We start from the raw sequence: 13681 nt of genomic DNA on the forward strand, positions 1-13681 counted from the left end.
TCTAAAAATCCGATGCTTTTATAAGTATCGGATTTTTTTATGTTTAAATATAGCCTAACACCAAACCTATCATGGCGAATAAAAGTACTAGGTATACAATCGGAAACTTAAGATTTTTATGTAGGTAAACGCCAACTAGAATGATCGCCATATCTAAGCCATCAAAGACCGCACTTATAAACACAGGTTGATATAGCGCACTAATCAACAAACCAACAACTGCAGCATTAACCCCACTGATAGCAGCATTAATGCAAGGAATTTTTGCAAGGCGTTGCCAATTTTTTAAACAAGCTAATAGTAATAAGAAGCCCGGTAAAAATACCCCAAGTGTCGCCACTAACGCCCCTAGTAACGGCATTTCAGGCAACATAAAGTAGCCAATATAAGTCGCAAAGGTAAACATTGGCCCTGGCACCGCTTGGGCAATGGCGTACCCCGTTAAGAATTGATCCGACGTTAACTGTTCAGCAACGATATTTTGTAATAAAGGGAGAACAACATGCCCCCCACCAAACACTAAACTACCCGCTTGGAAAAAGTCTGAAAAGACTGAGAATAAAGGTGTAAAACTGGCTAAGAATGGGATGATGCACAGTAACAGAATAAACAATGATAACGGGCGGTAATGTAATGAGCGTAGAGGATTAAGAATCAAACAATGTGTTTTTTTATCGGTAAACTCCTGTTCTTTCATTTTAAATAAAACCACACCGGTTAACGCAGCAAGCAGTAATACCAGTAATTGAGTAATAACACTTGGCATAACCAGTAAAGCGCAAGCGCTTAGTAAACAAAGCGATATATGCGCTTTATCTTTACAAAATTGTTTATACATCATCAGAACGGCATCTAAAACAACCACAACCGCAAGTAACTTCAGTCCATGGATCACTGAATGAAATATACTATTGTCAATTAAGTATCCTGCACTGATGGCTAATATGCTCACTAACATAATAGACGGTAAGGTAAACCCTAGAAAGGCACATATTGCGCCCTTTAATCCTGCTCTGTGGTAACCGATAGCAAAACCAACTTGGCTTGAACCTGGACCCGGTAAAAACTGACTTAGGGCAACAAACTCAGCATATTGACGCTCGCTTAACCAAGCTAAACGTTGAACAAATGTCTCCCTAAAATAAGCGATATGAGCGGCTGGGCCGCCAAAACTATAACAACCTAAGAGTAAGAAAGTTTTAAATATGTTCCACATTGTCGACGCTTCCATTGTCAATTTTATCTATGCATTAATAGCAATTATGCAAGTCACCTAACTGATATAAGACCAACCCAATCAATTTGCATCATTTGTAAACTGAAGGTCAGCTTTTAACATTTAGCTTAAAATAACCAGTGATTCGCATGACTTGAACTCAAAAAATAAATACCAAATTGATTTTGACGGCAACTGCGGCATTTAAACAAATCAAAATTACATCAGTTAGATGACAGAAAAATGACAAGTGCAATATTTAATACATAAATTAAAGAAAAGACTGTCAAAGGAGGTTAGCAGAGATATGGGGAGTTATTTTCACTTTATCACTTTTTAAAGCGTTATTTGCTCTACTTTTACAGCAAAGCAATTTATTCAACTCACTGTGTTAGGTTTCGTCAAAACGAGGTGTAAATACTGTAGGTCATTATCCCAAAGCGTTAAAAACTGTCGACTTTTCTGTTTATTATTAAGGCATTTAGCAAAAAGAATTATTTTTGCTCCTTTTAAATCTTCGGCCTGCGTGATCTCATATCGCGATAACAATTCCTCTTTGAAATGACTAATAGGAATAGAGAGCTGTTTGTTATCAGCGACATTTAACCACAACAACTGGCTATCGCTATGACTAATGTTTCCCCAATACATTCTAGGAGCCACTTTTTCTAGCTGTTCAGCATCACGAAAATGCACAAATAAGTTTTTAGCTCGCCAACGATGTTTTTCACTGGTATGTACCCAAACATCAGAGGTTGCTAAAGAGCTTTTCTTGAATAGACTTTTTAGTAACGCGCTTAGCGTTTGTGTTACTGGTTTATCTGTTTGCTCACTTTGTTTAAGTACTGAATGTTCACGATCAGTGTTGTTTGATTTATTCGCTGTTGAACTCTCTATTTTTTTGATATCAGCTAATAAAGGCTTACTTTTTATAATACGCTTCGCAGTGAAGTCGATCGTGAATCCTTGCTCACTTAGTTTTAGCTTTTTTGATTTGTCTAACGATGCAACAGAATCGGCATCAGGGGCTACAACAACTTGAGGCAATTGATTACCCTTTGACTCCACCAGCACATGTTCTGATTGCAGGAGCTTACTCTCGCTGACTATGTTTTTATCTCGACTATGAGTATTTAGTTCTGAACACCCTGCAAGATGATAACGAGAGCCAAAGCAAGCCTGTTTACCATCTTTAGAGGCGCGTCTAAAATACGCAACTTGTAAGCATTCAGGACAGTACAAAGCGTGTCGATATTGCTCAATTTGTTCAGTTGGCAGTAATTTGAATTCAAAAATAGAAAAAATCGTTTGCGCTTTAGCTTCACCTTCCGCAGTCTGATAATGCTTAGTCGGCTGATGGCCTTTAGATAAAATACAAATCGCATCTAACATTCAATACTCACCTTAACAGTTAACCATAAAACAACTCGCTCTTTCCCATACACAGGCATAACCTCTACCTAGTCTATTAATAGGATAAGTTAGGATAGAATAACCTAAAATAGCATTGAATAATTAAGTTAATCTATTGCATCCACATGATTAATATCCATAATGAGGATCCGATTTTAATATAATGATAAACATGGTGTTTATGTCCTTTATTAATAAAAATAGATATACATTTTATGGCGTTTTTGCCATTTTGCTTTGGAGCTCTGTTGCGGCATTAATCAGAGATTTATCTGAGTTATTTAGCCCAATTGCAGGGGCAGCGATGATGTATAGTATCAGTGCTCTATTTTTAATGTGTGTGATGGGTGTTCCTAAGATTAAAGATTACCCTATGCGTTATTTACTCATTGGCGGTGGTTTATTTGTTACCTATGAAATCTGCTTAGCATTATCCTTGGGGATGGCAAACGATCGACATCAAGCCATGGAAATGTCCATTATTAACTACCTATGGCCGGCACTAACAATATTATTAAGTGTGTTAATTAACCCTAAGAAAGTGAATATTTTAGTATATCCGAGCATTCTTATTGCGTTCGCAGGTGTAGGATGGTGTATTGCTGGTGATCAAGACATTTCAATCAATACATTGGTTACCAATATTTCAGATAATCCAATCACTTATTTAATGGCTTTTTCAGCTGCATTTATTTGGGCTATCTATTGTGTGATCACTAAAAAAATCAGCAATGGTAAAAATGCCATTGTATTATTCTTTGCCGCCACCGCAATCACACTATGGGTAAAGTACTTTTTCAGCCATGAACCAAGCATACATTTCACGCTGCCTTCTACTTTAATCTTAGTGATTGCAGGGATCAGTATTGGTACTGGCTATGCATTATGGAATCAAGCAGTGATAGGCGGTAACATTATATTATTAGGCACGCTTTCCTACTTTACGCCTGTGTTCTCTACGCTATTCGCTTCTGTTTATTTATCGTTATCTTTAACAGGATCGTTTTGGCAAGGTGTCGCGCTAGTAACCTTAGGGTCTCTGATCTGCTTTTTAGTAACCAGATCAAAACCAGAAGGTAATCAAACTAGTTAAGAGTATTCACTTTATTAAAAATGGATGTTCGCTTTTACTTATCATTTATGAACATTAAAAATGACATTAATGTTCATCAAGCTTTTAGTCGTTTAATATAAATATTTAAACAATAACTCGCTGATGAATAATGATAAAGGAAACACCAATGACTCAACTTACTATTACTGCCAATATTATTGTTAAAAAAGATAAACTAGAACGAGTAACAACTGCACTGTTAAAATTGACCGCAGCAACACGCACAGAGCAAGGCTGTATCAATTACACGCTACATCAAGATAATGACGATGCAACACACTTCCTATTCTTTGAAACTTGGGAATCAAGAGAAGCATGGCAAGCTCATATGAACCATCAAAACCTCAAGAGCTATAAAGCAGCAACAGTAGGCTGCATAGAAAGTGTTAGCTTGAATGAAATGACTGATATCAGTTAAAAGCATTTATAACCCCAGTAGCAGAATGAGTAGAGTTACTCACAATGCTACTGGACGTTTACTACGCGCCGTAATTGATCGACGATGATAAGTTTCTAATACATTTAACAATTGCTAAAGGCACATCGGCACTAGTACTTGGATTAGTTATAGATGGGACACCTTGCCAATTTACTTGCAGCTTACCCACAGTACTGTCAAAGTCGATATAGGTATTCATGATTTCACTTGTTGGATCTGCAACGAGCTTCACCTTTGTCTGATCTAACCCTATGGTTGCCAGAGCAAGCATCGCACTTATATTACTGCTTTTAGGAAAAAGATTAGCCGATTCACGAGCCGTCCCTTCAAAGAAACAAGTAGGATCTTGTAATGAGTTGAGATCAATAAACTCTTCAGCAGGTGTGTTCTTCCATGAGGTCACCGGTTTTGTTTGAGTAATTGAAATATTATTCACTTCAGATAATGAGGCAGCTGACATCCAATCAACTGCAGGTAACGCTCCAGTGGAAAGTAAGATCTTCGCGCCAGATCGGTCCGCTGCCTCAATAAATTGAGTTAAAGCTCGATCATCAGTGAACAAACCAATGCTAGACACTAATAGGTCAATCCCTTTTGCTAATACCATTTCACCATAATGCTTTAAAGTAGGCTGCCCAGCGGCTTCTATCACAATGTCTGGCTGTGCAGCAAAAAACTCATCAATATCATCAGTAATAATTGATTTAAAATGTTCCGATTGATCTGCACTTAATAAAAGGTTTTTATTTTTATCTCTACACAGTAAAGATACAAGCTGCGCTTCGCCAACCTTGCCACTTTCGATACGATTAGCCACTTCTCGACCTATCGCACCTAAACCAATGATGCCTACTTTTAATTTTCGTATATGTTTCATTGTAACCCTTTGTTAAATATATATAGCAACGACATAGTTAATAGTTAGCCTGCTTTTTAATTCACTTTTACGATGGCCTAATATAAGAGGCTAGGTATTGCCAAACTTAACCAAGGTACATAAGTGATAATCACTAGCCCGATAATCATGATGGTTAAGAATGGAATACACCCTCTGAAGATCTCTAATAGGTTCATTTTTGAAATTGCCACGGCAACAAAAAGGTTTAAGCCCACAGGCGGCGTGATCATTCCCACGGAATAGTTAACCAAGTTAATAATGCCAAAGTGAACGGGATCGATCCCTGCATCTGTAGCAATCGGCATCATCAATGGCGCTAGTACAATAATCGCCGACACGCTGTCCAGGAAGAAGCCTGCTATTAACATAATCACATTTAACAATGCAGTGATCACAATAGAAGAATCACTTAATGAGAGTACTGAATTAGCTAAAATAGAAGCAGAACCCGTCATGGTCAGTAACCAAGAGAAAGCTGAAGCACCAGCAGTAATCAACAACAGAGAGCCCGCAGTTAACCCAGTGGTTTGTAATATTTCCCATAGCGCTTTGGCATTAACTTGCTTATAAATCACCATGCCAACAAATAATCCGTATGCACAGGCAACCGCGGCAGACTCTGTCGCAGTGAAGATACCGCTATAGATACCGCCTAGTAGAATTACCGGTAAACCTAATCCCCAAGCTGAACCTTTAAAAGCATCAACCACTTCTTTGAAAGTAGGGAAAGGCGCATTAGGGTATTTTTTTACTTTTGAATAAACCATGCAATAAGCGATGATTAAACCACCCAGTAATAACGCAGGTAATATACCTGCTGCAAACAATTGGCCAACACTAGTAGAAGTCACCGAACCATAAATAATTAATGCGATACTAGGTGGTACAATCGGCCCTAAGGTCCCAGCAGTGGTTAATAAACCAATGGCAAAACGTTTACTGTAACCAGCGGCTACTAACGCAGGAAACATGATGCTACCAATTGCTACAACCGTTGCAGGGCTTGAACCTGAAATAGAACCAAAAAATAAACAAGACAACACAGCAGCAGACGCTAAACCACCAGGCGCCCAACCAATCAATACTTGCGCTAGTTTAATTAATCGAGCAGATAACCCGCCCACGCGCATTAATTCGGCGGCTAAAATAAAAAATGGAATAGCCATTAACGAAAAGTTATTCATACCTGAGAACATTCGCATAGGTACGATCGTAGGATCCATTGTATTTGTCACCTCCATTGCACCAACAACAGAGAATGCAAGAGAGCCATAAATAGGCAGTCCCAGTAATAACAGGATTAAAAAAATAATTAACAAAAACATTATCATGTGAAAAACCTTACTGTGTAAAAAAGGACATTAATGAGATATTAGGATCTTTGTACTAATTTACGGTTGAGGAGACTGGCTCTTAATAGAATGATTCTTTAATACTGAATAAATGATTTCTGTATATCGGAATATTTGCAGTAATGCCGTCGCTGGAATAAAGGCATAAACAGAGGCGACAGGTATTCTTAATGCCGGTGAAAGCTGGCCACGCTCAAGCGTATTAAGAAAAAGATTTCCACCGTAATAAAATAATGCGATGCCAAAGGCAATGCCGATCACGGAGGAAATCAGAATAAAAAAAGGAATAATAAATGGCGGTAAACATGACTTTAATAGATCTAAGGTAATGTGTGTGCCCTTTCGAACTCCCAAACTGGTGGAAAGAAAGCTCATTGATATAATCAAATATAAAACCGCTTCCTCAGCCCAAAAAATAGAATCATTTAGTGCGTAACGAAAAAACACTTGTGTGAAGGTTAATAGTGAAGCCACTGCGAGTATGCTGGCGATAAAAAAGCCTTCTATTTTATCTAAGTACTTACTGATTAGCTCAAACATACCTTCCTCCCTACACTTGATTAATATTTTCGCGCTGAATAAAACGTTTGAACGCTATTAGCTCAAACGTCGATACTTACCGTGCTTACTCTTTCAGCTCATTAATATCAGCGTAAACATCATCTAATAGATCAGAAGTGATCGTTTCACGGAACTCTTCATGCACAGGTAAACTCGCTTTAACAAAGACTTGGATTTGCTCAGGGCTTAACTCTGTCACTTCAGTATGTTTTTTAATGTTGTCTAAAGCATCGGCCTCTAACTTATCTGTTAGATCACGTGAAACGTCTCTACCGTAGTTAAATGCATTGGTCATCACTACTTTTAGATCATCAGGTAAAGATGCCCAAGCTTTATCATTCATAATAGCGGCATAACCGTGGTAAGCATTAGCAGTTAACGTCATGTACTTTTGTACTTCGTAAAAACGCTTACTGGTGATATTGGCAATTGGATTTTCTTGCCCTTCGATAACACTTTGTTGTAACCCGTTATACACTTCAGAATAAGCCATCGCCGTTGGATTAGCATCAAAGTTACGGTAAGTACTTAATAGAATTGGAGATTGCATAGTACGCATCTTAAGCCCTTTTAAATCATCAGGACTGTTAATAGGACGTACATTATTGGTCATGTGGCGGAAGCCAGCGCCCCAGAAGTTTATTGCATGCATACCGTGACCATCTAAGGTATCTAGAATTTTGCGTCCTGTTGGACCATCTAATACTTTTTTCATCACTTCTTTAGAAGGTAATAAAAAAGGCAGATCTAGAATTTGCACACGTGGTTCAAAGTTACCTAGAGTAGCCGTAGGTGGGATAGCGATTTGTACCATGTTCATTTGTAACTGCTCGATGATTTCAACATCACCACCCAGTTGTCCTGCTGGTAAAACCATCACGTTGATGCGACCGTCAGACTTTTCATTCACTTCTTTAGCAAATGCACGTACTGCTTGGCCATTAGGAGTTTGGTCACTTAGTACATGAGCGAAGGTAAAATTAAATTCAGCCGCCAAAGTCGACGTACTCATGAATAGTGTCAGTGCTGCTATTATAGATTTTTTCATCATATTTCCCTATCGTTCTTCAGTTTAAGTCCAGTTAATCTTGCGAAGAAAAAACTAACACTCTCTTTGTGTTTGTCTTTTGATGGTTTCAAATTAGCCCCTTAGTCCTTTAAAAACAATAGAGCTTTATTTACAGTAGGTGTTAAAATATTTACAATCAAGGCTAAATTTTTGCTTTAAAAATAGACAATCTGTTATTAATTTAGTGGATAAATGAGTAATAAAATAAGCAGTATCAAAGGATAACAAGTACATCAATTAGCCTCTATTGCATATTAATCTCATTACATAAGGAGCACCAATGAGTAATGATAGCCCGGATCTATTGTCGATAAATTGGAATGACTTAAAGTATTTTATTGCTCTAAAACGCTATGGCAGACTTTCGTCAGCAGCACAAAAGATTGGCTGTTCTCATGTGACCATTGCCAACAGAATTGAACAATTAGAAAAATCTATCGGTACTAAACTCTTCTACCAAAATAATTTTGGCTTCCACCTCACCAAAGCCGGCGAAAACTTGCTGCCCTATGCTGAAAAGTGTGAAAGTACTCTATTGTTAGCAAATGAAAAATACCGAAACGAATTAAAAACGCGTTCCACCATTCGTATAGGTGTTACTGAAGGTTTTAGTAACTATTATTTAGCGAGTCGATTACCCATATGGTTACAAGAACAAGAGATAGATGTGGAGCTTATTTCGCTAGCCAGTAATACTTTTATTACCAGTGGCAAAGTAGATATCAGCATAACTGTTGGCCCACAAAATGGCGCTAATATCATTCAGAAAAAATTAACTGATTACACCTTAGGTGTATTTGCGAGCAAACACTACACGGCTAACCACCCAGCTATCAAAAGTAAGTCGGACTTTAAACATCACCCTTTTATTGGCTACATTGAAGAACAAGTTTTTACCAAGCAACTAAAGTATCAAAAAGAGGTTTCAACCACTGCAAGTTTTGTCTATAAATCAACAACCATAGGCACGCAAAGCCAAGCCATTAAATCAGGCCTAGGGCTAGGCATCCTTCCACACTTTGTTGCCTATGGTGAAACTCAATTAACGCAAGTATTACCGGAGTTAGTACTCTCTAGAGAACTATGGATATCAACCAGTAAAGACCTCCATCAGTTCAAAGATCTCAAACTCACCTGGGACTTTATCCTGAATTCATGCCAAGCAGATAAGCATATATTTCATTGTTTGAATTAACTTGTGGGTGAAGTAAAGTAGAAAAAATCAAAAGAAGCAGGCTGAAATAAGAACACAATAATAATAACACCAAACAAGCAGGCTAAAGCAAAAAACAGTAATAACCCAAAACATGCAGGCTAAAGCCAGCGCCCCAAAGTCAAAACATGTTTCGTAAGCTTGATAAATAACGTAATAATAAAAATATCGAACATCACTAGTAAGTCGCGACACCTATCAAGCAAAGCTTGGTATTCAGGCGCAGTGTATAAGAGTCATCGCATGCTGTTATATATATTGAAAACAACAATAGCAAAATACTAAGACAAATAGACTGCAGCAAAAAAACAGTAATCCCCCAAAACAAGCAGGCTGTAGCCAGCGCCACTAAAAAGATGCTATGTAACTTTCATAGAGAAACTAAATTTAGTCGCTCTAACTATTGCGTAATAGTCTAAATTAAGAGAAGAGTTTCCCTACAAGATCAATAAAGCGAACGGTTAAGTTCGCTTTTATTATTCATTTGAATGAGTTATTTAATCAAATAGCAATGATTAACCAATAACACTACCAAGTTCAAATATAGGTAAGTACATGGCTACAATCAAACCACCAACAACAACACCTAATACCACCATAATCATAGGCTCTAATAGACTGGTTAAACCATCTACAGCATCATCAACTTGCTGCTCATAGATATCAGCTACTTTTGCTAACATACCATCTAAATCACCCGATTCTTCACCGATCATCACCATTTGTGAGACCATATCTGGGAAAGCATCAGTGGTTTTCATTGCTACGTTGATTTGCATACCCGCCATTACTTCAGTGCGCATAGCATGCACAGCGCTTCGGTAAACATAGTTACCAGAGGCACCCGCGGCTGATAATAAAGCATCGACTAGCGGAATACCTGCAGCAGAAGTGGTCGATAAAGTACGCGCAAAACGCGCTACGGCCGCTTTATCTAGAATAGTACTAATAATAGGAATTTTTAAGACAAATTTATCGGTATTATTACGGACTTTCTCACTACCTCGATGCGCTCTTTTAAATAAAAATACAGCAAGAATAATAGCGCCGAATATCATATACCAATAATTTTGTACAATATCTGAAATACCTAATACAAATAGAGTAAAAGCAGGTAACTCCGCGCCAAACCCTGAAAAGATATCTTGGAACTGTGGAATAACAAACAACAGCAGTAGCATGGTGACGACAAAGGCAACAATTAAAACTGCAGCAGGATAAAACATCGCTTTTTTAATTTTTGATTTTAAGGCTTCGGACTTCTCTTTATAAGTCGCAATTCGGTCATAAATGGTATCTAAGGAGCCCGACTGTTCACCCGCTTCAACTAAATCACAATACAAATCATCGAAGTGTCTAGGGTATGAACGTAAGGTTTGAGATAAGGGCGTACCAGTGGCTACTTCATTACCTATCGAGGTCATTAACTTACGAAGAGATGATTTTTCATTACTTTTAGCAATTAACTCCAAGCTTTGCACCAAGGGTACACCGGCATTTAACATGGTAGCGATTTGACGAGAAACAATGGCAATATCCATGGGTGTCACTTTATCGCCAAAGGATAAAAGCGGTTTAGGTTTCTTTTTGATACGAGTAACGCTAACCCCTTGTTTGCGTAATTCTACCTTTACCTCATTTTGACTAGCGCCCTGCAACTCACCTGAAACTTTAGATCCTTTCCTATTAATACCGTTCCAAGTGAAGGTATTTAGCTCTATTACAGTGTTGTTATTGGCCATGAGGACTCTCTTAATGAAGTTATCTTAATATAGTGGAACACAGCTTATACTGTTTCTCATTTTTTATGTTTTTTTACTATACTTTTTTCTGCTTTATTAGTGGTTTACCAGTGCTTTAACTTACAAAAAATAACTGGTATTTCCTGACCTTTTAGGTAATACGAGTGACCTCATTAAGGCTGGTGATACCATTTAATGCTTGTTTAATAGCAGATTGCCTCAGAGTATACATGCCCTCTTTTTCTGCGATATCTGCAATTTGCATGGCATTACCATCATTTAAAATAATATGGCCTAATTGATCAGACATCTCCATTACTTCATAAATACCGACACGGCCTTTGTAACCGTCAGTACATTTAGAACAGCCGACAGGCTGATAAAGGTTATGTTTTTCTGCTAATTGTTCTTGAGTAAAACCAATATGCAGAAGCTCTGAGTCTGAAATCTCTAGCGGTGCTTTACATTCACTACATAAACGTCGACCTAGTCGCTGCGCGATAATTAACGACACTGAAGAAGCAATATTAAAAGCCGGTACGCCCATGTTCAATAAACGCGTTAAAGTTTCAGCAGCTGAGTTTGTGTGTAAAGTAGATAAGACTAAATGACCGGTTTGTGCCGCTTTAATGCCAATCTCAGCAGTTTCTAAATCACGAATCTCACCGACCATGACAATATCCGGATCTTGACGTAGGAAAGAGCGCAACGCAGAAGCAAAACTTAAACCCGCTTTATTGTTGATCTGAACTTGATTAATACCGGTTAAGTTTATCTCCACAGGATCTTCCGCAGTAGAAATATTTCGCTCAACGGTGTTCAAAATATTTAATCCCGTATATAGAGAAACGGTTTTACCACTTCCTGTAGGTCCTGTAATTAATATCATGCCCTGTGGTTTAGCTAACGCATTTAAGTACTTGGCTTTTTGCTCATCAGTATAGCCCAATTTGTCGATATCTAGATTCGCCGCTGAGGAGTCTAAGATGCGCATTACGATCTTTTCACCCCACATAGTAGGTAGCGTACTGACACGTAAATCTATATTGCGTTTATTGGATATTTTAAGCTTGATACGACCATCTTGCGGTAAGCGTCGTTCTGCAATATCTAATTTTGACATTACCTTTAAGCGCGCTGAAAAGCGATTGGCTAGGTTAACCGGAGGAGAGGCAAACTCATGTAAAATACCGTCAACACGAAAACGAATACGATATTTTTTCTCATAGGGTTCAAAATGTAAATCTGATGCACCTTTGCGTACGGCATCCAATAACACACCATTGATATACTTTACGATAGGCGCATCATCATCAACGGCTTGCGCTTCATCTAAACGAGACTCAGAATCATCAACTTCAATATCGTCAATGTTGCCCATCTCTTCAAGGGAGCTAGTCCCATCATCTAAAATGGCATCGATGGCTTCAGAAAGTTTCGTTTCTTCGATTAACAACGCTTCAGTATGCATACCAAAGCTAAAACCAAAGTCTTCTAATGCAGAGACATTAGTCGGGTCAGCCATGGCGATGTACAAGGTTTTTTGTTGTACATACACAGGTAAGGCATGATGTTTCTCTATTAGTTTAGGGTGAATAAACTTATCAGGAATCTCTTCCAGATTTAAAGACTCACTGTCTAATAGAGGAATACCATACTCCGCTTCGCAGAACTCCGCTAACGCCACACTATCGATATAGTTATTTTCAACTAAATAGGTGGTTAAGGCTTTCTGTTCAGAAACTGCGGAAGCAGTAATTTGAGGCAGTTTACTGAGGTCAAGCAAACCACGAGCGGCTAGGCTAGAAGCCAAGCCGCTAATCTGATTACTAACCATTAAAAGTTATTCACAACCTTTAGGAAGCAAACTAGTGTCAGATACATTAGTTGCAGTACAAGTGAATGTACCAGCAGAATAATTTAATTGTATAGTCGCTGATGTTCCGATTGAGCCATTGCTAAATGCACACTCTAGACCGTCAGTAGTATTTGTTCCATCATCACCAATAGAGATAGCACTACAAATCTCTGAACTTGTAGCTAAGCCAATACTTGCCGCGCTACCAAACTCTGCAGCTGTTGTACCTTCACTACGCTCGATTGTGTAACCAGCTTTGCCGGCAGAAATTTCAGCTAAACCACCAGCAATTTCTGATTTAACCACGTAATCCTGATAAGCAGGCAGTGCCACTGCTGCAAGAATACCGATAATCGCGATAACGATTAATAATTCTATTAATGTAAAACCCTGTTGTATTTTTTTCATTTTTATATCCTTAAGCTTTGTTTAGTATTGTTTAAGTGTGATACCAAACAATAATTGATTTTTAACTTATACCTCTAACTACTCAACAATCATTAATAAAGATGATTCAAAAGTAAGCAAAGATAATCCTGTTAATTTACTATATAAAGTAACTACAAGTAACTATTAAAGTAATTTTGCAACATCCCTTTGCTACAATTTACATTGCTCACAAAAGAATAATTGTACCGCCATTTTATGATGACTTCATTTAAAATAGTTTTTAATTTCAGAAAAACCAGTTTAAAGGTCACATAATACGAAGTTATACAAAAAAGTTATGCATTACTATTCTAATTTTATTGTCAAAAGCCATTATCAACGAGTTAATGTTTATAACAATTGAGCAAGTAGTACCC

General features: G+C 37.9%; 12 protein-coding genes. 3 read left to right on the top strand and 9 right to left on the bottom strand.

All coding sequences use genetic code 11. The features are described 5' to 3' along the window. Window positions 1-43 precede the first annotated feature (43 nt). Both chrA and AC0L3W_RS09960 read right to left on the bottom strand, forming a co-directional pair. Complete coding sequence (gene chrA / locus AC0L3W_RS09955) at window positions 44-1216, bottom strand: chromate efflux transporter (protein WP_409438993.1); 1173 nt, start codon at window positions 1214-1216, stop codon at window positions 44-46. A 378-nt stretch (window positions 1217-1594) separates the two neighbouring features. Next, the gene (locus tag AC0L3W_RS09960; RefSeq protein WP_290041126.1) at window positions 1595-2608 is read right to left on the bottom strand and encodes a hypothetical protein; all 1014 of its coding nucleotides are present in this window, start codon (window positions 2606-2608) and stop codon (window positions 1595-1597) included. Window positions 2609-2810: 202 nt separating this feature from the next. Between AC0L3W_RS09960 and yddG the strand changes: the two genes are divergently transcribed. Both yddG and AC0L3W_RS09970 read left to right on the top strand, forming a co-directional pair. Then, window positions 2811-3722, top strand: a complete 912-nt coding sequence (yddG, locus tag AC0L3W_RS09965) for an aromatic amino acid DMT transporter YddG (protein WP_409438992.1) — start codon at window positions 2811-2813, stop codon at window positions 3720-3722. Between the two features lie 148 nt (window positions 3723-3870). Next, a complete protein-coding gene (locus tag AC0L3W_RS09970) occupies window positions 3871-4161 on the top strand; it encodes a putative quinol monooxygenase (protein WP_409438991.1) in 291 nt (96 codons plus the stop codon). Between the two features lie 61 nt (window positions 4162-4222). On the opposite strand, the gene AC0L3W_RS09975 is transcribed toward AC0L3W_RS09970, so the two are convergent. The 4 genes from AC0L3W_RS09975 to AC0L3W_RS09990 all read right to left on the bottom strand — a co-directional run bounded on the left by AC0L3W_RS09975 (window position 4223) and on the right by AC0L3W_RS09990 (window position 8041). Next, window positions 4223-5059 carry an aspartate dehydrogenase gene (locus AC0L3W_RS09975; RefSeq protein ID WP_409438990.1) on the bottom strand — a complete coding sequence of 279 codons (837 nt, stop codon included), beginning with the start codon at window positions 5057-5059 and terminating at the stop codon, window positions 4223-4225. A 77-nt stretch (window positions 5060-5136) separates the two neighbouring features. Continuing rightward, window positions 5137-6411 carry a TRAP transporter large permease gene (locus AC0L3W_RS09980; RefSeq protein WP_409438989.1) on the bottom strand — a complete coding sequence of 425 codons (1275 nt, stop codon included), beginning with the start codon at window positions 6409-6411 and terminating at the stop codon, window positions 5137-5139. 60 nt (window positions 6412-6471) lie between these two features. Continuing rightward, entirely contained in the window at window positions 6472-6972 is a 501-nt protein-coding gene (locus AC0L3W_RS09985; RefSeq protein ID WP_409438988.1) for a TRAP transporter small permease, read from the bottom strand. Window positions 6973-7057: 85 nt separating this feature from the next. Then, window positions 7058-8041 carry a TRAP transporter substrate-binding protein gene (locus AC0L3W_RS09990; RefSeq protein WP_290041134.1) on the bottom strand — a complete coding sequence of 328 codons (984 nt, stop codon included), beginning with the start codon at window positions 8039-8041 and terminating at the stop codon, window positions 7058-7060. Between the two features lie 301 nt (window positions 8042-8342). Between AC0L3W_RS09990 and AC0L3W_RS09995 the strand changes: the two genes are divergently transcribed. Then, the gene (locus AC0L3W_RS09995; protein WP_409438987.1) at window positions 8343-9257 is read left to right on the top strand and encodes a LysR family transcriptional regulator; all 915 of its coding nucleotides are present in this window, start codon (window positions 8343-8345) and stop codon (window positions 9255-9257) included. A gap of 533 nt (window positions 9258-9790) precedes the next feature. Here AC0L3W_RS09995 and AC0L3W_RS10000 read toward each other — a convergent pair. The 3 genes from AC0L3W_RS10000 to AC0L3W_RS10010 all read right to left on the bottom strand — a co-directional run bounded on the left by AC0L3W_RS10000 (window position 9791) and on the right by AC0L3W_RS10010 (window position 13283). Then, window positions 9791-11017, bottom strand: coding sequence for a type II secretion system F family protein (locus tag AC0L3W_RS10000; protein ID WP_290041136.1), 1227 nt, complete (start codon window positions 11015-11017; stop codon window positions 9791-9793). A gap of 151 nt (window positions 11018-11168) precedes the next feature. Then, window positions 11169-12854: a type IV-A pilus assembly ATPase PilB gene (gene pilB / locus AC0L3W_RS10005; RefSeq protein WP_409438986.1), complete on the bottom strand. Its 1686-nt coding sequence runs from the start codon at window positions 12852-12854 to the stop codon at window positions 11169-11171. Window positions 12855-12860: 6 nt separating this feature from the next. Then, on the bottom strand, window positions 12861-13283 hold the full coding sequence (locus tag AC0L3W_RS10010) for a pilin (RefSeq protein ID WP_409438985.1): 423 nt from the start codon (window positions 13281-13283) through the stop codon (window positions 12861-12863). Between the last annotated feature and the right edge of the window lie 398 nt (window positions 13284-13681).

It is taken from the genome of Psychromonas sp. KJ10-5, assembly GCF_055808325.1.